This is a genomic window from Winogradskyella sp. ECml5-4, from assembly GCF_036903175.1.
Lineage (GTDB): Bacteria > Bacteroidota > Bacteroidia > Flavobacteriales > Flavobacteriaceae > Winogradskyella > Winogradskyella damuponensis.
In genome coordinates this window covers 59,092-81,118 of the sequence record NZ_JAYJLF010000018.1, presented here as the reverse complement: position 1 = coordinate 81,118, position 22,027 = coordinate 59,092, and the positions used below count along the sequence as shown (strand labels likewise).

Below are 22,027 nucleotides of genomic sequence, written 5' to 3'. Positions count from 1 at the left end.
CACTATGAAATTATCCGATCACGTAGAGCACATTCGTACCCTTATATATAAATCCTTTAATAACGAATTTGCTCGTTTTGGTATTGGTCCAACTAAGGAAGTAGAAATATCTAAAATACCTGAAGCATCTCACGATAAACGACAAAAAATAGATGTTTTAATCAATAGTCATAAAGCAGAGGCTGGAAGTTATGAAGCTGCTCGAGAGAAAGCGTTAGATGAACTTACGTTTACACTTTTTAACCGTTTGGCATCCATAAAAGTAATGGAAGCGCATCAGTTATTTCCACCAATAGTAACTAAAGAGGCAGAACACGGTGATCGTTCTTTTGGACATAAAGTATGGTTAGAACAAAATTCAGAGATGCGTAGTGAAGAATTAGAAGGTTTACGCAACTATTTTAAATACGAGTTTGACCAGTTAGGAGAAAGCATACCGTTATTTCATAAAAACTATCCGTACGCTTTATTACCGTATGTTATAGACTTAAACCAAATTATAGAGGCTTTTAATGCGGTAGCACAAGACAGTCAAATAGAAGAAAATATTTGGCAGAGCGATGATATTTTAGGTTGGTTGTATGAAAGTTATAACAATGTAAAAAAGCAAGCACATAAAGACAGTAAAGACAAAACGGAATACAACAAAGTTAGTTTACAGTCTCAAGTATATACACCACGTTGGGTAGTAGAATTTTTAGTACAGAATTCTTTAGGGAAAATGTATTTAGAAATGCACCCAGATTCTGAGATAAAAGACAACTTTAAAATTGCCAATGCACCTGAAACACGCAGTAGAGATCCAAAACCGTTACACGAAATAAAACTGATTGATCCAGCTTCTGGTTCTGGTAATTTCTTGCTCTATGCTTTTGAGTTTTTCTATAAACTGTACGAAGACCAAATAGACAATTTTGGTGCAGATTATGACGAAGATGACATTGCACAACTCATTATAGAAAACAATTTACACGGTGTAGATCTTGACGATCGTGCCATACAATTAGCGCAATTAGGCTTATGGATTAAAGCCAAACAAAAACGCAGAAGCATTGGTAAGCTTAATTTTAACGTAGTAAGCTCAGATTTTAACTTGCCAGATTTCGACTTTGTATATCCGCTGTTTAAGCAAGGTGTTACCGATGCTAAACAATTAGCCATTATAGAAGAAATTTGGATAGACTTACAAGACGCACATAAGTTTGGCTCTTTAATACGTATAGAAGAAAAACTAAGTATAAAATTACACGGTATTTTAAATAAAGACGGTATTACGTTGTTTGATGCACAAGAAGTAACCGAATACAACCGTTTTAAAAACGAGTTCTTTAAAAATCTAGAAACTGCAGTTACCCAATATGCTACCCAACAAGGCAACTCATTTTTAACGGATAAAACTAAAGATGCTATTACTTTTTTAAAGTTAATTTCTCAAAAGTACGATGTAGCTACCGCAAACCCGCCTTATACTGATAGTAGTGATTTTGGACCTGATTTAAAAAAGTTTGTGGAAAATAATTATAAAAAACCTTACAAGTTTCACACTAACTTATACGCTACTTTTATAAAACGTTGTTTTGAGCTAACTAACAAGCATGGCATGGTAGCGCTTGTACATCCACATACTTTTATGTATATAAAATCATTTGAGGATGTCAGAAAATATATTTTGGAAGAATCACATATTGATATACTTGTTGATTTTGGTTTAGATAGAGTAAATATGTTTGGACCAGGGATTTTAGCTGAAGCTACTTTTTATATTTTAAGTAAAAATGAGTCTAATAAAAAAGGACTGTATTTTAATTTGTCAAAAAACCTTCAAGAAAAATATAAAAAGCCTCATTTCCTTAAAGCTCTTGACGAGTATATTAACGGAAAGACGAACGAGAGAACATACCAATTAGATCAATCTAGGCTAAAAATCATTAAATCTTTTCCTTTTATTTATTGGATTAGTGATGAATTTAGACAGAATTTCAAAAAAGGTATGTTAGGAGAAATTAATAAAGTTTGTACTGGATTATCAACGGCAAATAATATTAGGTTTCTTCGATTCTGGTGGGAAATTGAGAGTGATAAATGGGTTCCTTATATTAAAGGAGGTCCTTATAATAAATGGTATGGAAATATTTGGCTTACGGTTAATTGGAACGAAAGTGGCAAAGATGTTAAAAATTATGGAGCAATAGGAACTGCAGTTAGAAATGAAAACTATTATTTTAAAAGGGGAATAACAAATTCTTTAATAAGCGTCAAGGGAATTTCTGCTCGTATTATTCCTGAAGGGCACATTTTTGATATCACTGCACCAAGTATTTTTGTTGATGAAAAAGTAAGTTCTATTGAATATACAATAGGGTTACTTAACTCAAAATTCTCGCAATATGTAGCAAATTGCCTTAACCCAACAGCAGCATTGACTTGGGGGGATATTGCTAAATTTCCTTTTGTTGATAATAATGATTTGAGGAAAACTATTATTGTTTCTTTAGCTGAAACAAATATTAAAATTAAAAAAATGCTTACGGGTTTTTCTTTAATAGAAAGCACCTTCTCTAATTCCCCTTTGGAAGTTGAAAAAGTTAGTAGCTTAGTAGTAAGAGTTAAACATTATTTTACATTTGAAAATAGCGTTCTTACTCAAATGCATTTAAATGAGGCTATTATAAATGACAAAATCTTTAAAATATATGGACTAACAGAGTCTGATAAGGCATTAGTTCTATCTTTGGAAGGTAATAGTATTGGGTCATTTCCCGTGACATCAAAAGCAAAACAAGCTTATTTAAAAAATGAAACAGCAGAATTTCCTTTAGATAATATTAAAGAATATATAAAAAATTTACCAGAAAAAGAATTTACAGTAGAGGAACGAGAAGCTATTGAAAGTGAGTTTCCACAGTTGTATAAAAGTAATAATGATTTAGAAGAGTTTTGTATTCGCCATCAAATAAACCCCATAAACGTTTGGTATTGGTTTAAAGAAAGCAATGTAGTACCAAAACAACGTATGAATGATTTGGCTATGGAGTTTTTAGCAGATCTATTACGAGAAATTCTATTAGAAGATGATGATGGTATTATACCCTTAGTACCCAATGCAGGTGAAAAAGTATTACTCGACCGTGTAGAAGAAAAGTTTATAGAAAAAGGTTTTTCTATGGCACAGTACTCTTCTTTTGATAACGTATTAGGTAGAGAGTTAAACGAGTATATTAATCATCATTTTTTCAAAGCATTTTCAGACCATTTAAACTTATTTATGTACTTGCCAAAAACACCATTTATTTGGCATTTAACCTCTGGTCCAGAGCAAGGTTTTGATTGTTACATTATTATTTACAAATGGAATAGAGATAAGCTATTAAGTATTCGTTCTCGATATATAGAGCAACGTGAGCGAGCTTTAGATAATCGCCAAAGTGATTTAAGAGCTAAATCTGTATTAACAGCTTCAGAGCAAAACGAGCTAGATAAAATTTACAAGCAACTTAAAGAAATAGAAAGCTTCAAGCAAAAAATAGACGAGTTATTAGCAGAAGGTTATGACCCTATTTTAGATGATGGTGTTGGTAAAAATATAGCACCACTACAAAACAAAGGAATGCTCGCTTATGAGGTGCTTAACAAAGGACAATTAAAGAAATATTTAAATGCAGATTGGTAATGAGTGAAAAAATAAGAAAATTTAGGAGCCTATTTAAACATCAAAGTTTGGTCGGTTTACTTAGTGTTAGCAGCTCATTAGAAACGCTATATAATAAATTAACAGAAGAAGAAATAGATGTGTTGGCTAATAACAATGTTTTATTTATTAGAACGGTTTCACCATCATCTACAATTAAATTACAAGACATTGATGTACAAGGTATTTTAACCTTAATAAATATAGATGCCAATCAATTTAAAATGTTGCTGCCTGAAGAGGTTATTGCCATTCTTCTTCACGAAATAGGTCACGTTTTTAATCCAAATATATTAGGGATTGAAGGAGAATATATAGCTGATAATTTTGCTAAAACAAAGGGATATGCAAAATGGATAATTTCTGGTTTAAATAAAGGTTTAAAAAATAAATGGATTGGTTTTGAAGAAGATGAGATTGAACTAAGAGTAACCAATTTAAGGGAAAACTAAAATGGATTTAAAATCAATACACGAAATTTTTACAAATAGAATATTAAGAATCCCTTCTTACCAAAGAGGGTTTTCATGGTCTAACAATAAATCCATAGATCCAAGTTCGAAAGAACCACTTAAAAATGTCAAAGGAGAACTAAAAGACTTATGGGATGATTTGTTTAATATTCAAGAAAATAGTTGGCATTATACAGGGTTATTAACCATGGTTGAGGTTAAAAATAAGGATTATACTTGGTTACCCAACCATGCACAATATGCTATTGTTGATGGTCAACAACGAATTACTAGTATATTAATCCTGTTATCTGTAATCATTGAAAAAGCAAATTTATTAGACCATATTTTAGGACTTAGAAAAGAGGATGCTGAAATTCAATATTTGTTTATAGATAAAGGTGCAAAGGCTTATATTTTTGGGTATGAAAAAGACAATCCAAGTGATAAGTTTTTTAGAAAACACATACTAAAACTAGATGAGGTTGAAGACGATAGTGATGAAAGTGTTTATACCGAAAATTTATTAAAAGCAAGAGTGTTTTTTGAAACTATGGTAGGTCTATACATCAATGCTGAGAACACAGATGAAATAACGGCACTACAAAATCTCTATAATCAAGTAACTGGTAACTTAAGGTTTAATGAATATATTCTTCCAGAAGAACTAGATGAATATGTAGTTTTTGAGACCATGAACAATCGAGGAAAACCTCTTTCTGAATTAGAAAAACTCAAAAATAGACTAATGTACTTAAATGATAAATTTGAGTTAGCTGAAAATGAATTAGATAATTCTGAGGAACCAAATGACAAATTGTTAATTGCACAAAAAGAAGCACTTGGAGCAGCTATTAATCAAGCATGGATTACTATTTATAAATCATTAGGTCAGAATAAGTTAAGACCACTAAATGATGAAGATTTTGTTAAAAATCACTGGATAACATACTTTGGAAATTACAAAAGAGATGTAGCTAATGTTTACGCAAATTATTTATTTGATGAATACTTTAATCTTCAAAGTGTATATAATAAAACCTTAACGATAAAGGATACTAAAAGATATGTAAAATCTCTTCAAAAATGTTCAATATGGTGGAATAAACTAAATAACCCATGGTTCTTTAAAACGGAAGAACTTGAGTTAAGAAAAGCAATTGAAGGTATTCACAGAGTAGGTTTAAAAACGTCATTTAAACCATTATTATTAGCCATTTTATCCAGAAAAGATAGAAGCGATTTTATTTCAACAATCAATACGCTCGAGAAATATAGCTTTAAAGTTTTTGATGTCTCTGATAGGCAGTCAAACACAGGCGATAGTAAGATATATAGTTTAGCACATGGAATATATCTAAACAACAAAAATGCTAAAGAAACCGAAGGAGAATTAATCAAATATACGAAGCAATATTATTGGTTTGATTTATTTAAGAACCAATGTATTGAATTATTTAAAACAGGACATCAACAAGGTTTTTATAAATGGTCAGGTATTCATTATTTTTTATTTCAATACGATAATCATTTAAGAAACATCAATAGCACAAGTACTAAATCTAGTGAATTAAGTTGGAAGGACTTCCATTCTAAAAACAGCATAGAACATATTTTCCCTACAAGTGCTACTCTGTCTTTAAAAGATTATTCAGCCCAAAGGAAGAAAGGTAAACCTGGAATAAAAAAAGACTATGATGAAATTCAAAACAATTGGTCTGCATTTAAAGAGTTTAAACCTTCAGAGCGAAAACAGCTTGCAAATAGTATTGGTAATCTATTGGCTATATCATCTAGCGATAATTCTTCATTTAGCAATGATCCGTTTTTGTTCAAAGTAGATAAAGGTAACAAAGGTGATAAATACAAAAATAGAGGCTATAAATATGATTCTATGTCTGCCATGCTGGTAGCTTCACAGAATCCGGAATGGACACCTGATGCTATTGTTAAAAGAGGGTTAAACATGCTCAAATATCTATGTGAATTTATAGGGGAAAATTATAATAATTTAAATGATGAAACTAAATATAAAGTGTTAGGGCTGGATTTTATGCTTATTAAAGAAGATTTAGAAGAACCACAAGATGCAATAATCTTAAATGAAACTCAATTATGATAGACAAATGGTTTAAAAAAGATATAGAGGATATTTTAGCGTCGCATGCTATTGCTGTGGTTGTTGATGAATCGAAGGAAGCTTCATTTTTAATGGACAAAATAAAGGATGATGTTAAGGTTTACACGACTTCAAATGAGATAGAAGAGTTGAAAGCTAAATTTGATATTGAAAAATCCTTAAAAGATGGAGGTAAGTATCTAATATATACCACAACACCAAAAGACGATCTTAAATTTATACGCGAGTATTGTGAAACTAATGGATATGTACCGATTAAATATTTAGAACATTACATCAAGAAAAAAGTAAATGAACACTTAAATTTAAACATAAATCTACCTAAAGAAGAATTGATTTCAGCAGCTAAAGTAAGCGTTGGAAAGGATCAAACCTATTGGATGGATTTAAGTCATAAAGGCGCTTCAGAAATATTTGACTTAGAAAAAGAGTTATTGCCTTTTCTAGATAATCCAAAAGCATTTGTAAAAAAGTTTGATAGTACAACGCAAGACATTTTTTACAAAAAAGTATCAGAACTTATAGGGCAAACTTATGTGAAAAAACCAGCGCAAACATTAGCGTCAGAAGTAGCTAATGAGATGTTAAATGGTTTGTGGAATAATAACATTTCGCCTGTCTTATTAAGTGTTTACATGACTTGGTTAGACAGTTTAAGCTATCAAAAATCTTTTGCTAAATATCTTGAGAAATACAAAATAGGAGTCAAAACAAACCTTTTTAATATTCATCCATCACACCCGTTTAAAAAGATTGATGAACTTTGGTTAAAACAGATTGGTGAACAAATTAAGGACAGTAAATACATTACTACGATACTGCCTAAAATCAATCAGCGAAATACGGATAAAGTAGCGAATAGATTAGAGATTAACTTTTGGAAAGAAGTAAAAATACTTTTAGAGTTTGACGAAAAAAATATTAATCAAATTGGTTCTTTTCAAGAAGCTGTAGATTTTTACATCAAGCATTTTTATAAAGTAGATCAGGCTATTCGTAAATTGTATAGCAACTTTTTGACTCACAAAGAAATTATAGAGCCCTTACAAGAATATTACAAAAATTTAGCAAGCATATATCTAGAGAAATGGTTTCGGTATATAGAGGATTACCAATCGAATCAAACAGGGAAGATTCAAGAAATATTGGATAAGCATACTAGTAAAACAGCTATTGTAGTTGGTGATGGTGTGTCTTGGGAGTTTGCGCAAGATATAATTTCGTCTTTTGAAAAATCAGATTACGAATTGACAAAAAATTATCTTTTTGCAGGTTTACCTTCAGAAACGGAGCATAATATGAGTCAACTGTATGTGAATACAGGAGAAGTTTTAGCATCAAAAAAAGACAGAGAAAAATTTTTAGTGCATTCCAATCTGGATAAAGACATTGGATTTATTGATTTAGAAAATGTAAATGAGACAACAGATGCAGCGAATTATTTAATTTGTAGCTATAAAGATCCCGATAAATTAGGTGAAACGTATCAGCAGAAAGCATTAAAATACTTTGGTCAAGTCGCTAGTACATTTGCACAAAAAATTAAGCAACTACTTCAAAATGGGTATAAGCAAGTATATTTAGTAACAGATCATGGCTTTACACTTACTGGTGTTCTCGAAAATTCAGATAAGATTGAGATTGATTTTTCTGGTTCAGTGAAGAAAAATGAGAGGTATATTCGTAGTAAAACACAGCAATCATTTGATGAGAATTTACTTATTGAAAGAAAAGAAAAATACAACGATTTTGAGTACAGTTATTACGCAAAAAGACTAGGTCCTTTTAAGACACCTGGTGTATATGGATTTAGTCATGGTGGTATGTCACCTCAAGAAACATTAATTCCATTTTTTAAATGGACTAATGGTAATAGAAACAATGATTTATTAGAAGTTGTTATTTCAAATAAAGCCAATTTAAAAGATATTACAGGAAATTTATATTCCATTAAACTTAAAGGAACTTCGGATTCTGATAATTTATTTGCTTTAGAACGTAAAGTGGTCTTATTGTTTTTTGTTGACGGAAAAGAAATAAACAAGAGTGACATAGTTACCGTTATAAAAGGGGGAGAAATTAAAAAAGAATATCAGTTTGATTCTAATTCTATTATAGAAATCAAAGTCTTAGATGCAAATACACTAGAGCAATTAGATAAAATCACAGTGTCACAAAGTGCAGCTAGAGATTTAGGCGGCTTACTTTAAAAATATAAAATATGATAATTTTAGATCCATTAGATAATAAACTATTAGACAATTTTAGAGGTTACGTGGTAAAGAAAGACCTTGTAAGATCAGTGAAAATTGGTGCTAATGTTCCTGTTTTTGTTTTAGAGTATTTAATTGCTAACTCTTGCTCTACAGATGATGAAGAAAAGATAAAAGAAGGTATGGCAAATGTTAAGAAAATTCTTTCTGAGCATTATGTTAATCCAGAAGAAAGTGATTTAATCCAGTCTAAAATTCGTGAAAAAGGGACCTTTAAAATAATAGATAAAATATCAGTTAAGCTAGATACTACTAAAGACGTTTATTGGGCGCATTTACAAAACAGTAACATTAAAAATGGTGTTATTTCAGATGATATGGTTAGTGCTCATGATAAAATGTTAATGGGTGGTATTTGGGCTATTATAGATATTGAATATGATGCTTTTTCTAAAGATGGAAGCAAAGGGACACCTTTTATAATTCAAGATATTAAACCGATTCAACTTTCGACGTTCGACAATTCTAAATTAATTGAGAAGAGAAAGGAATTTGATAAAAAGGAATGGTTAAATGTATTGCTTAGGAGTTGTGGTTATGAACCCGAATCTGAAGGAATGACGGATAGAGTTAAAATGTTACTACTATCTCGATTAATCCCAATGGTAGAATCGAATTTCAATTTTATCGAACTAGGACCACGATCCACAGGGAAGTCTTTTGTTTATAAAGAACTCACACCATACGCAGTATTAGTGTCGGGTGGTCAAGGTACAGTTGCTAAATTATTTGTACATGGAGGTTCAGGCAAAGTTGGAGCAGTTGGTCAGTGGGATGCAATATGCTTTGATGAAGCTACAGATAAAATTTTTAAAGAAAAAGATGCCATCCCATTAATGAAAGATTATATGGAATCGGGTTCTTTTTCTAGAGCAGGAGCAGGAGGTGAAATTACAGGTGTTGCCTCTATTATTTTAAATGGAAATATAAATCAACCAGTAGAAACGGTTTTACAAACAAGTCATCTATTTAGTGCTTTATCTGATGAAGTAAATAGCGATACCGCTTTTTTAGATAGAATTCATTTTTACCTTCCTGGTTGGGAAATGATTAAATTTTCACCATCAAATTTTACAAGTAATTTTGGTTTTAGTACGGATTATTTTTCGGAATGTTTAAAATCGTTTAGAAAAATCACATATACAGATGCGATTGATGAATTCTTCACATTAGGTTCTCACCTAAAGCAAAGAGATACCAAACCAGTTAAAAAAACGGTATCTGGTTATATTAAACTTCTACATCCAGATGGTAACTACACCAAAGAAAACATTCGAGAATATCTTGAATTGGCAATAGAAATGAGAAGGAGAGTTAAAGAGCAACTTAAAAGAATTGGTGGTATGGAATTTTGGGATACCAATTTTTCATACATAGATAAAGATACTCAAGAAGAACATTATGTAGGTCTTCCAGAAGAAAAAGGCTCTCACCTAATTGAAAACACACCACTACTTCCAGGTGTATGTTATACATCTACAAGTGACGGTGAAAATATGGCTTTAGTAAGAATTGAGGCGGTAATAACATCAGGTTCGGGTAAACTAAATATTTCGGGTGTAAGCAATACTCAGGTAAAAGAAAATATTAAAAACACCTTCCAATATATTAAAGCGAATGAAAAAAGCATCTTAAATGAGCAACATTCCTTAAAGAATTTTGATATTACTATTCAAGTAACCAATATGCTTGGAGCAAGTATTTCTACGGGTATTGGATCTGCAGTATATATGGCTATGATATCTGCTATTTACAAAAGGAACCTAAAACCAGGATTAGCAGTACTTGGTAATTTGTCAGTCGGTGGTGCCGTTGAACGCGCTATAAATTTTGCAGATAAAATCACGATGCTTTCAGACAATGGTGCTAAAACAGTAATTGTACCTATGGATAACTTAAATGAATTAGCAAATGTCCCAGCGTCGGTTTTAGGGAATACAGATGTTCCCTTTTATTCAAACAATCAAATGTTGATGCAGAAAGGTATTTTAGGGGAATAGAATATACTATTGAAATCAATTATTGTACTTAGTATTAATTTAAGGATCGGTAGATAGAATAAGTGTAGGTTTAGGTAATCTTGTTGGAGAAAATTTATACTATATAATATTAAATTGATTTACGGGTTTCCTCAATTTTAATAATATAAATTTTATCATATTTGATAATCAATATATGCAAACCAATCCAATATGCAGATAGACAGTTATTTTACGCAACAAATTGACGTAAAAAGTATCATCTTAGATCACCTAGATAAAGCCGAAAATACCGTTTTTGTTGCGGTCGCTTGGTTTACTGATATAAAACTTTTTAATAAGTTAGTTGAGCTTCAAGTAAGAGGAGTGCGGGTTGAGGTCATTATTACTAATCACGAGTTTAATCATAATTCACGCAATGATTATTCTCAAATTGATACTAATGGTGGATATTTTTCAATGGTAGGGAATGATATTAAGTTAATGCATATGAAATTTTGCATTATTGATTTTAATACGGTAATAAGCGGAAGCGCAAACTGGTCTAAAAAAGCATTTTCTACTAATAATGAAGAGGTCACCATAGTTGTAGATAATTTGCAAAGAGCAAATGAATTTGTTTCAGAATTTAAACGTCTTAAGGAACTTTCAAATAAGACAGATGATAATAAAGAGGCACTTAGTTTACAAGAGATTTATAAACATTTTAAACTTATAAAAGCATTTTTAGAAATAGGGGAACCTCATAAAATGCAGCCCTACATTTATAAGCTTGAAGACTATCCCGATGTTACACACATCGTGCAACTTTTAAAAGCTGCAGATTATGAGAAAGGAGTAGATAAAATGAATGCTTTTGAAAAAGAGCATACCATATTGGTAGATATTACAGCTATCGAAAAACAACAATTGCTAAATCAGATTAATCTTATTTCTTTTCAATTAGAATCATTAGAAGTTAAAAAAGCTGATGTTGAAAAACTATTAGAGCAATTTAATCACAGATATATCTTAGAACTAAACCCTTTAATTTCTAAAATTTTACAGTTAAAAAGGAAGATTTACAAGAAGCTAGAACGTTTTGGCTTTGTTGATGAGAATTTTCAAAAGATAGATGAAGAGTTTCATCAAACCAATGAAGATTATGAACGCGAAAAGGACATAGATATACCAGAACTAAATGAAAATGATACACGTAATATTAAAGAATTGTATAGAAATGCTTCAAAGTATTGTCATCCAGATTCTTTAAAATGTGTTTTTGATGATAAAGAGAAAGCCGCTATTGCTTTTACAACATTAACAGATGCTTATAAAAATAATGATCTGGATGCGGTACGGAACATACACGATGATCTTACTTCTAAGAATCCAAGTTTCAATCTTTCTGTTGAAAGTGAATTAGAGAAACTGAGACTACGTTTTGAATCACTAAAAGAAAAATACATACGTCTTAAAAACGAGTTAGCAATTATACTTTGCTCGGAGCAGTATAATACCATCATTGCAATAGATGATTGGGACGTGTATTTTGAAGAACAAAAAGAACAATTAAAAGAAGAGTACCATTCACTAGAAAAAGAATTTACAGAAGATGAGTAACAAACTACAAAAAACGCAAGGCATTGCGCCTAAAACGACCTCTAAAATTGATTTATCAAAAATTAATACTAGTGCACTTTCTGCTGGTCTTTCTAAACTAACAATTCCCAGGTTATTTTACCAATTAGTTATCTTTGTTATGGATGGTTCGGGATCTATGACTTATCAAGGTAAAACGGGAAAAAGCAAAGGAGAAGAAATGGATATCTCTTTTAGAGAGGTTATGGAACGATTGCAATCCAGTAAGAATAAAAATTGTTTTGATATTTCATTATATGCTTATGCAAATGAGAGCATTAATATTATGAAACAAATGCCTATTAAGGATCTTGATTTAAATAAAGACTACAATCCGTGTAATTTTATTACACATTATAATTCGACCAAACTTTCCGAAACAATGGAATCTGTGAAAGTAGAATGTAATGACTATTTGAGATTGAATAGTGAAAAAAATGCACAAGCACTTATTATTGTTTTAAGTGATGGAGTTGTTTTTGATTATGATATTACGCTAAAAAAATGTAAAGAATTGAAACTTAATAACAAAGTTACATTTGCTTCTGTATTCTTTGAAAGTACTGCTTGGCAAGAAGGTTTTGACATAGATGATTTAGATGATTATAAGGATAGTATGAAGATGCTTGCTTCTGATGACACACTATTTACCTCTACATTAAACCCAGATGAAATAAGAAACCATATGATTAAGAGTATATCAACCGTGTCTAAAATTAACAATTAAGATGTTTATAAGCGCAGCACATATTGATATAAAGCTAAATCAAGATTATGCAGATTTCTTTATTGATGAAGAAAACGATCTAAAGGGGCTTATTATTTGCGACGGCATAGGTGAGTTTAAAGATTCAGCTATAGTTGCTAAAACAGTTGCAGAGCTTTTTACTGAAAAACGGATGCTAAAGACTGAGAGCCTACTTCATAGTAATGAACTAAAAATATTGAAAGACCAAGATTTAATAGGTGGCACAACACTCATATCTTTAGTTACTGATTTAAAAAACAATAAAGCAAATATACAATATCTTGGAAATGGTGGAATTATTCAATGTAGAGGTGATTTTGCGGTTAATGCGAACTCTGGAATTTGTTATCGCTATTCAGATATAATGATTCCGCATATTTCACCTGATGGGTCACTCACAAAGCATATCTCTAATCATAGTGGAAAGCAAGAATTAAAAGCGTCTGAAATTGAATTGAAATTAACATCGGAAGTGGGCGATATTTTATTATTGTTTTCAGACGGTATTGGTTCTTTAGAAAATAATTTTATTTTAAAAGATGATGAACAACGGTACTGGAGGTATGAGAATACGATCATTCAAATTATTCTGGACAGTCTAGACGAATTTTTAACTAAAAACTATGAAGATGATAAGTTTGAAGATCAACTGGTTTTGTTTAATACAAGTATTTTAAAACAACTAAAATCTGAAAAACGTTTAGAAGATGATGCTGCTTTAGGTATCCTAATTTCCCCAGAAGTTCTAAATCATTACAAATCTAAAAGTAATGATTAGAACTATTACTAAAATTAGAGATCTATCAATTTTAGATCAAGGAGATGTTAATAGTATAAGCACTATAAGTTCGATTGATTTTGATGAATCCGAAATGGGAGCAGGTGGCTTTGGTAAGATTTATTCTGTTAAAAGCATAAATGGAATACAAAGTAATAAGTATGTGATTAAAATATTTTCAGATAAGGAAAATGAATCTCATGGATATGATACTATTGAAAAGCTTCACATCAAACTAAAAAAAAATGAACTAAAAAAGAAGATACCTACTTATGTAGAACGTCCTGAATTATTAGGGCTTCCATTTGCAGCTTTAAAAGGTTATGATGAGATTGAAGAGATTGATGTTGTTGCTTTCATAATGTACAATCTCAACACTCTAGGATTTATAGATTATGGTGCAGAGAACACGGATAATTCAAAATATCGTCAATTAGAATTACCTGATAAAATATTTATCAGTCACCAGTTAGCACACACAGTTTCCTTTTTTCATTCTTTAAAATTCATACATTCTGACTTAAAAGAAGCAGCTATATGGTACCATCCGCAAAAGAAACAATTAGCTATTATTGATTATGATAGCGGATATCATTTCGACACACAAGAAAAACCTTCTACTCTTGGAGCAATAGGTCACTGGATGTCTGGATCTTGGAAAAAACTTATAAATAGTGACGATGCAAATAATGCGAGTTCTGTTAAAGATAGACTTAGGGAAGAATATTGGGTTCTAGCTAATGCCATTTTTGAACTGGTTTTTGATGTAATGCCTTATTTTTTTCTAAAGGATTCTGATGATGCTACTAAAAAGAAATATCTCAAAAAGAATAAGTGGCCAGAAATAGATTATGAAGCTGCAGAATTTTTAACTGAAAATAAAGCGGTTCATAGTAATTTACTTGAGGTTATGTCGAGTCTTAGTGATGCGGGACTTAACGAATTAATCGATAATTTTTCTAAAGTATTTAATGCTGGTTATTCTAATAGTTCCGTTAGGATTTCATCAGACGAGTGGGATTCATTCTTAAGGGAGCTTACAAATTCTTTAGGGATATTACCTCAGATTGAAAATATGGAAACTGATAAAAAAACAATATCAGAGAAAGATGAAGTCGTGACTATTACGTTTAAAACACATTATTGTAGATATGTTGTTATCGATCAAAACTACTATAGTCCAGTTTTGCATAAAACCGCCGAAGTAATATGCAAAACGAAAGAAAATGATTTTGAGATTGTTGCTTACAACTTAATCGGCAATAAGTCAGAAAGTATCCATATTAATGGATTGCAGCGAGAACCTTTACTAAAAAGTTTTAAGGTTGATAAATCTATAAGAAATACCATAGAGCCATTGCTTCTTTCTTGGGAAACAGAGAACGTTAAAAAGGTTACAATATCCAGTGTAGAAGGAGAGTTTTCTGGTAATTCAGAAATTAATATCCAACCTGAAGCAGAACAAACTTATAAGATAAGTGCATACGGGTATTTTGATGAACTTATAGAGCAAGAACTCACTGTTGATGTTATTAAACCAAGAATTAAAAGGTTTGATTGGGAAATTAATTTGAATGAGGGGATCAATAATATTGATCTGATTTGGGATACAGAAAACACTAAAGAAGTCCATATGACTCCAAAAGTAGGAGTTCAGGATTCTAGTGGCTTAATTCATGTTCCTATAAGAGAAGAGACCATTTTTAAAATTTCGGCAATAGGGTTATTCTCAACAATAACAGAAGAAGTAAAAGCTCATCCATTTCCAGCTCCTGTTATTAAACAACTATTTGTTGAAATTCCTAAAATGAATTTAAGCGCCAAAATAGAATCTGTAAGCTTAAAAAGCTTTAAATCTCTTGAAATTCCATTAAAAAATTTGAACGCAGGAATTCCTTCTTTACAAACCTTAGAGTTACCAAAGTTTGAAACAAAAAATAGTTTGATTGATAGTTTTGACGCTATTGAACAACCTTCAAAAGATTTTGCAATTCACACCATATTTAAAAGAATTAAGAACATAATCCACCAATCCTAATGAGTATTATTGAGAAAATAAAAAGAGTGCTAAACAAGCCTTTTAAAAGTATTTATAAGCTTTTTTTATGGTCGTCAGGAGCCGATTTAGACATTTTAAAACAAGCGCCAACAGATAGTAATAAGTATTTTGGAATAGGAGGAACCATATTATTTACTGCATTGATGGCTTCCTTTGCAGGCGGTTATGCATTTTTTACGGCTTTTAAAAATCCAGTCTTGGCAATTGTATTTGGATTGTTTTGGGGGGCATTAATATTTAACCTTGATAGATATATAGTATCCACATTTGGAGTTGGAGATGGTAAGAAAACAATTTCTAGACAAGAACTTTTTGAGGCAGCACCAAGATTATTAATGGCAATGCTTCTTGGATTTGTTATTTCTACACCACTTGAATTGAAACTTTTTGAAAAAGAGATAAATGCGGAAATAAGCACACAAATAGCTATAACAAACAATACTATAATAAAATCAGGAGAGGACGATCCAATTTTGACAAGGTTAAAAACAGAAAGAGCTGATCTTGATTCAGCTATAAAAAATAGAATTAAAGCAATTGAAGACAAAAGAATATTTTGGGAATCAGCTAATAAGGATAAAAATGATGAGTGGAATTTAGGGAAATTTAGCGGAAAACGGGGAAAAGGAGAATATTATGACGATTTGAAAAAGGTTGCTGATGATTCAGAAAACGCTTATTTGAAAATTAAAGAAGATTTTACTGAATTAAATGATAAAGATTATCAAAAGATTGATCAAATTGATATTAAAATTAAGTCTAGGGAAAATTTAACACAATCTGAGATTCAAAGTCAAAAGACAATTCAAGCTCAAAATGATGGACTAATCGCAAGACTTAAAGCTTTAGATAACTTAATGTATCAAGAAGTTTCATCTTATGATGTCGTTGATGGAGAAAAAGTTCTAGTATCAGTAGAAAAAGAGAAAACTGCCGTTTGGTATGCAAAATGGCTGATAACTATTCTGTTTATTTTTATTGAAATTGCTCCAATTTTGTTTAAAATGATGACGGAACGAGGCACTTATGATGATATTTTAGATCGAATAAAGCATGAAGCAAAAGTTAAACAGCTTTTACTCCAAAGCAATATAAACCAGGAAATTAATTCGTCTGTTAAAGTACATACAGCAATGAATGAATTAAAAATCGAAGAAGAACTTAAAACTAACAACGACTTAATAAAAAATATTGCAAAGGCACAAGCTGAAGTAGCTGCAATAGCAATAGAACAATGGAAAGAAGAGCAGATGGAATTGGTTAGGAATAAAGAAAAAACAATTATTAAATAAGACAAAATGTTAAAAGTATATAATGGAAGAATCGGATATAGATGTTGAAGCTAAATTAGCAAAAGGTTTAAAATATATTTCTAAACTATCCAAGTCTAAAAAAGAAAATTTAATTTCTATTCTAAAGGACGTTCAAAATGTTCAAGCTTCCGAACTCACAATAAAGCAAAAGGCAATAGAGATAAAAAGAATAATGTGGAATGATCAATCTGCTAGTTCTAAACTTTTTATTGGTGCTTTTATTGGAGCAGTAACTGGTTTATTTATTTTTGGATCTGGGGGTATCGGAATAGTTGCATTAGGAGGAGGTATTGGGATTTGGGGTTGGTTAGCAACTGCTGCAGGAGGTGCTTTTATTTCATCCATAATTCAGAACTATGAGGATAAGCATAAGAATGAATCATAATTTGATAGATCAAGTTATGCATTCAATCAAATCTCTTTTAATTGTATGCCAACTTGTAAATTTGCTAGTTGTGAGATGAAAATCGTTAGAAAATTAGTTTAAAAATTGAATGTTTAAGTATTAAAGTTTTAATGTTTTCAATTGTACTTTCAGCTTTTAATTTAGCACACAACTTCGGATATAAGTAATTGTGATTATAATTTTATATTTGACCAAGAGATTATTAGTGATAATCTATAAAGATGGTGTTTTTTTTAAAATTATTATTAAATAAAATATTTACAATACCTCTATTATTTCCCTTCAAGCATAAAAGAAGGATATTTAATCTCCTTAGTTTCTATATCAAAATAGGGCAGTGCACCTTGAGCATTAGCAGGTAAGTTTTTAACTTTGTGATATCGTTTTAATTTTGATGCAATATTTTCTATGTCTGCTTTAGTAGCAGGTCTATTTTGGGGTGCTGTAAGTACATGTTTTAGGCCTTGAGCAGCTAAAGAACCAGCGGCAGCATTTCCAACACCTGCTAATGACATATTCTCATTTTGTGGAGTAGGTGTGGTAACTTCTGAGGATGGTGTTGTAAGTGTTAGTGATTCTGTTTTTCGAGCATGATAAGCCTTAGAACGACAAGTATTGCTACAATATCGCTGTACACGTCTCCGTTTTGGTTCAAATTCTTTAAAACAATACGCGCAAGTGTAAAATTTATTGTCTCTCATTTAGCGTAAAATAAACGTTTGTTTTACGTAAAATTACGATTTATTTCGGTTTTTTATTGTTTATTTTCATTAAATCTAAACCGAAAACGGTTTCTAATAGGTAATTATCAATTTCATCGTCACTAGGTAAAACCCGTTTTTTTCTTCCTTTTTTAGGTTTTTCTGAAGTTTGAGACTTAGGGACATTTATATTGGATTTTACAAGTACTTTCGTTTGTAACGGTTTAAATATGACGTTAGCAAAGCGTTGTTCCAATTCTTGATGATGTTGTTTTAAATTGTCGTATTGCAATTGAAGGTAAGGTTGAATCTCCTCAAAATAATTTCTAGCTTCGGTTTTAGCATTTAATCTAATATAATCTGAGGCTTCTATCCAAGCTTCTAAATCATTGATGTATTCTTCAAAATGATATTTAAAGGCTTCAATATCGTATTTAGCCTTAAATTCAATAAGTTTTAATGTATTCGATTTTAGTACTTTTTCTTTTTTTAGAAGTTCTATATGTTCAATTTTATTTTCAAAGAAAAGAGGATCTCCGTTAATATCAAGGAGCATTAATGAATTTGTAAATTCTAATTTATCCAGTATTTCTGCATGTTCCGTTTCTAAACCTTCTAACATTCCTTGTGAAATATAAAAGATAATAGGACGCAATATTTGAGTACTTAATTCTAATATGTCGTTAGTTTGGCTCATAATAAATCAGAATAGTCATCAGGTAATTTAGCATCAATGCCTCTTAAATATTTTTCTAAAGCACTCATGGTAGTATGACCTGTTATTTCCATTAACTTACTTTTAGCAGCAAAAGGAGATGAGTCTTTAAGTAATGCATGGTATAGTATAGATATAAATGTATGTCTAAAGCTGTAAAGCGTTTGGTCTTTATCTAATTTAAAATGATCTTTTACAACAGTTTTATAGCGCTTAGAAAAATAATTTGTTTTGTTGGTTTCATTAGTATTCCATTCCCCTCCAATTTTTATAGGTGTAAATAAATAAAATTCTGGGTCTAATTTAGACAAGTCAGGTAGTTCTTGAATTATTTTTTTTGGAATAAGCTTCTTTTTTAGAGGCTTGTTCTTAGCTTTAAACTGTAAGGTCTGGTCTTCAATATTTATATCTTTAATTTTTAGACGACAGACTTCAACGGGTCTTAAAAAATTATAACTGATAAATTTAATATAGAGCAGGAGCAGTGGATCTTCTTTTTTTAAATATTCGAAAATCTTTTTATGTTCCTCTGTACTATAGGATTTATTACGTTTAGGAATACTACGTAAAGCGTTTATTTTCTTAATGGGATTATATGTGATAATCTCATTATCCTCTAAGACTTGAAATAAACTACTTAAATTGAGCCTATAATTATTTCTGTTTCTTGGACTCGTTTTACTTAGAATATGATTTAAGAACTTCTGCGCTACTTTTTTATCAAACTGATCTATGGTTTTAATTGTAGGGCAATTTGTATTTACCCATTTCACTAAGGCATTTGTAGTATATTCATAATCTTTAAGTGATCTATTGCTAATTTGATTCTTTTTTAGATTTAAACTAAAATCAAAAGCTTCTCGTAAAGACATACTAGCCTCTTTAGGTTCTTCTTTTTCTATTGTAGGCGTTGAGGTTGCTGAAGTTTCTTTCTTATTTATTTTTGAAGGAAATGCTGTAGGCTGTGCATATTCTTTCTCTATTGCTGGTTGAGGTGTTAATGTGCTTTCTCTCTTTTTTAGTTGAGCTTTGTAAAGCGCTGTATTATCTATATATGGATTGTAACCATTTTGCAAAAGCCTTAATAGTCTTTTGCGATAAAGCGATAATAAAGCTAAACGATCTTCTTTATTTGTAAAGGCATTTGCTGTGCCGTAAATGTTTATTTGACGTTTTAACTTGTTAGTCTTAGGATCTCTGAAAGAAAAATAAACATACCAACGCTTATTTAAATCGCCATTAGCTGTATAAATTTTAGGGATAGAAAAATTTTTTTTGTGTGCCAAAACGTGTTCTAAATCGTGTTCTAAATCGTGTTCTAAATCGTGTTCAAAGGTAATAAATTCATTAATTGTATGCATAAAAAAACGGTTTAGAGTGAACTAAACCGTTTATTTGCAACCTTTTAAGATGTAGCGAGAAGGAGATTTGAACTCCTGACCTCTGGGTTATGAATCCAACGCTCTAACCAACTGAGCTACCTCGCCATAATTCACAATCAATAAATTTATGCTTACATATTGGCTGTAGACATATACATAATTGCGGCTGCAAATATAAAAACAAATTCCACTACAGCAAACAATAAAAACTAAAAAAAATAATTTTAGTTTAATCTTTAGAACTCACCTATAAAATGTATATATTGAGCACATAATACAATGTAATATGGACGATAAAGAAAAATACGAAATGGAGTTTGTGATTCAGGCATCACCAGCACTTATATATACTTACATATCAACACCTTCTGGTTTATCGGAATGGTTTGCAGATAATGTAAACTCTCGTGGAGAACTATATACTTTTATTTGGGATGGCTCAGAAGAACAAGCTAAATTATTAAGTAAAAAAAGTGGGGAACGTGTTAAATTTAGGTGGATAAGTGACGACGAAGATGGAGCTGCATACTATTTTGAAATTCGTATTCAAGTAGATGAAATTACAAAAGATGTCTCTTTAATGATTACAGACTTTGCAGAAGAAGACGAAATTGACGAAGGAAAGATGCTTTGGGAGAACCAAATTTCTAGCCTTAAACAAGTTTTAGGTTCGGCATAAGTAAAACAACATATTCTATTATATATTTGTCTCGATTTAATTTTAAAACTAAATCGAGATTTTTTTATGATAAATTTTAACGGTAAACTGCTTTCTCAATTAGATTCTAAACTTAGAGTAGATAATAGAGGATACAAGTATGGAGATGCACTTTTTGAAACATTAAAAGTCATTAATGGCAAAATCTTCTTTTGGGAGGATCATTATTTTAGACTCATGTCTTCAATGCGAATTCTTAGAATGGATATCCCTATGAATTTTACAATGGAGTTTCTAGAAGTCGAAATTTTAAAAACGATTGAAGCTAATAGTTTATCTGAGGCGTCTGCACGTGTGAGATTAAATGTAGATAGAGGTGAAGGCGGAAAATATTTACCATCAAATGAATCAAAAGTGCAATTTAATATTAGTGTAGAACCACACGATAACCCTTTTTATACTATTGATGTTAATGCCAACTATACTGTAGATTTATATAAAGATTATTTTGTAGCACCAGGATTATTATCTGGATTAAAATCTAATAATAAAGCTATTCAGGTTATTGGTAGTATTTATGCAAAAGAAAATGATTTTGATAATTGTTTGGTCTTAAACACGAATAAAAGTGTTATTGAAGCATTAAATGGCAACTTATTTTTAGTTAAAGATGGTAAAATTAAAACCCCTCCTTTAGAGGAAGGTTGTCTTAAAGGAGTTATGAGAAAGCAAATACTAGAACTATTAGCAAAGGATGTTAATGTGGTTGTAGAAGAAGCTTCTATTAGTCCGTTTGAACTTCAAAAAGCAGATGAGTTGTTTATTACTAATGTTATTAAAGGGATTGTTCCAATTACGAAGTATCGTAAAAAAGAGTATGGCAGTACTTTTGCTCAGAGTTTGGTGACTAAACTTAATGCTAAACTGCGTTTACTATCCTAAAGATGTTTGTGAATTATTAGAACGGTTTGTTATTTGTTCATTTTAGTTCCTGTTATTTCTATTTTATTAAAGAAGAAGTCATGAATACTTTCACATTTGCCTTGATGCAAACCCTTCGATTTCGCTCTGGACAGGCTACCCAAAAGATCAAAACGATTTATTAGGAATTACTC

At 30.8% G+C, this 22,027-nt stretch carries 16 protein-coding genes and 1 tRNA gene; 13 read left to right on the top strand and 4 right to left on the bottom strand.

Annotation, left to right across the window (positions count from 1 at the left end):
• The first annotated feature begins 4 nt into the window (after positions 1–4).
• The 11 genes from pglX (at position 5) to VDP25_RS15780 (ending at position 17,435) form a co-directional block, all read left to right on the top strand.
• Positions 5–3,670, top strand: coding sequence for a BREX-1 system adenine-specific DNA-methyltransferase PglX (gene pglX, locus VDP25_RS15830; RefSeq protein ID WP_334471395.1), 3,666 nt, complete (start codon positions 5–7; stop codon positions 3,668–3,670).
• Positions 3,670–4,140 (top strand): hypothetical protein, encoded by a 471-nt coding sequence (locus VDP25_RS15825; protein WP_334471393.1) that lies wholly within the window; start codon positions 3,670–3,672, stop codon positions 4,138–4,140. Before pglX ends, VDP25_RS15825 begins: the two co-directional genes overlap by 1 nt.
• Position 4,141: 1 nt before the next feature.
• Complete coding sequence (locus VDP25_RS15820) at positions 4,142–6,259, top strand: DUF262 domain-containing protein (protein ID WP_334471391.1); 2,118 nt, start codon at positions 4,142–4,144, stop codon at positions 6,257–6,259.
• Complete coding sequence (locus tag VDP25_RS15815) at positions 6,256–8,490, top strand: hypothetical protein (RefSeq protein WP_334471388.1); 2,235 nt, start codon at positions 6,256–6,258, stop codon at positions 8,488–8,490. Before VDP25_RS15820 ends, VDP25_RS15815 begins: the two co-directional genes overlap by 4 nt.
• 11 nt (positions 8,491–8,501) lie before the next feature.
• Complete coding sequence (brxL, locus tag VDP25_RS15810) at positions 8,502–10,553, top strand: protease Lon-related BREX system protein BrxL (protein WP_334471386.1); 2,052 nt, start codon at positions 8,502–8,504, stop codon at positions 10,551–10,553.
• Positions 10,554–10,745: 192 nt separating this feature from the next.
• The gene (locus VDP25_RS15805; protein ID WP_334471384.1) at positions 10,746–12,134 is read left to right on the top strand and encodes a phospholipase D-like domain-containing protein; all 1,389 of its coding nucleotides are present in this window, start codon (positions 10,746–10,748) and stop codon (positions 12,132–12,134) included.
• On the top strand, positions 12,127–12,879 hold the full coding sequence (locus VDP25_RS15800; RefSeq protein WP_334471383.1) for a hypothetical protein: 753 nt from the start codon (positions 12,127–12,129) through the stop codon (positions 12,877–12,879). Before VDP25_RS15805 ends, VDP25_RS15800 begins: the two co-directional genes overlap by 8 nt.
• Position 12,880: 1 nt before the next feature.
• Positions 12,881–13,678, top strand: coding sequence for a hypothetical protein (locus VDP25_RS15795; protein WP_334471381.1), 798 nt, complete (start codon positions 12,881–12,883; stop codon positions 13,676–13,678).
• Positions 13,671–15,716 carry a hypothetical protein gene (locus tag VDP25_RS15790; protein ID WP_334471379.1) on the top strand — a complete coding sequence of 682 codons (2,046 nt, stop codon included), beginning with the start codon at positions 13,671–13,673 and terminating at the stop codon, positions 15,714–15,716. Before VDP25_RS15795 ends, VDP25_RS15790 begins: the two co-directional genes overlap by 8 nt.
• Positions 15,716–17,029 (top strand): DUF4407 domain-containing protein, encoded by a 1,314-nt coding sequence (locus tag VDP25_RS15785; RefSeq protein ID WP_334471377.1) that lies wholly within the window; start codon positions 15,716–15,718, stop codon positions 17,027–17,029. The genes VDP25_RS15790 and VDP25_RS15785 overlap by 1 nt, the downstream gene beginning before the upstream one ends.
• Before the next feature lie 22 nt (positions 17,030–17,051).
• Entirely contained in the window at positions 17,052–17,435 is a 384-nt protein-coding gene (locus tag VDP25_RS15780; protein ID WP_334471376.1) for a hypothetical protein, read from the top strand.
• 293 nt (positions 17,436–17,728) lie between these two features.
• Here the strand turns inward: VDP25_RS15780 and VDP25_RS15775 are convergent, their stop codons facing one another.
• The 4 genes from VDP25_RS15775 to VDP25_RS15760 form a co-directional block, all read right to left on the bottom strand.
• Positions 17,729–18,157 (bottom strand): hypothetical protein, encoded by a 429-nt coding sequence (locus VDP25_RS15775; RefSeq protein ID WP_334471374.1) that lies wholly within the window; start codon positions 18,155–18,157, stop codon positions 17,729–17,731.
• A gap of 40 nt (positions 18,158–18,197) precedes the next feature.
• Positions 18,198–18,854, bottom strand: coding sequence for a hypothetical protein (locus VDP25_RS15770; protein ID WP_334471372.1), 657 nt, complete (start codon positions 18,852–18,854; stop codon positions 18,198–18,200).
• Positions 18,851–20,233: a tyrosine-type recombinase/integrase gene (locus VDP25_RS15765; RefSeq protein WP_334471370.1), complete on the bottom strand. Its 1,383-nt coding sequence runs from the start codon at positions 20,231–20,233 to the stop codon at positions 18,851–18,853. Before VDP25_RS15765 ends, VDP25_RS15770 begins: the two co-directional genes overlap by 4 nt.
• A 52-nt stretch (positions 20,234–20,285) precedes the next feature.
• A tRNA-Met gene (locus VDP25_RS15760) sits at positions 20,286–20,359 on the bottom strand.
• A 181-nt stretch (positions 20,360–20,540) separates the two neighbouring features.
• Between VDP25_RS15760 and VDP25_RS15755 the strand changes: the two genes are divergently transcribed.
• On the top strand, positions 20,541–20,933 hold the full coding sequence (locus tag VDP25_RS15755) for an START-like domain-containing protein (RefSeq protein WP_215925225.1): 393 nt from the start codon (positions 20,541–20,543) through the stop codon (positions 20,931–20,933).
• Positions 20,934–20,999: 66 nt separating this feature from the next.
• Positions 21,000–21,854, top strand: a complete 855-nt coding sequence (locus VDP25_RS15750) for an aminotransferase class IV (RefSeq protein ID WP_334471367.1) — start codon at positions 21,000–21,002, stop codon at positions 21,852–21,854.
• The last annotated feature ends 173 nt before the right edge of the window (positions 21,855–22,027 follow it).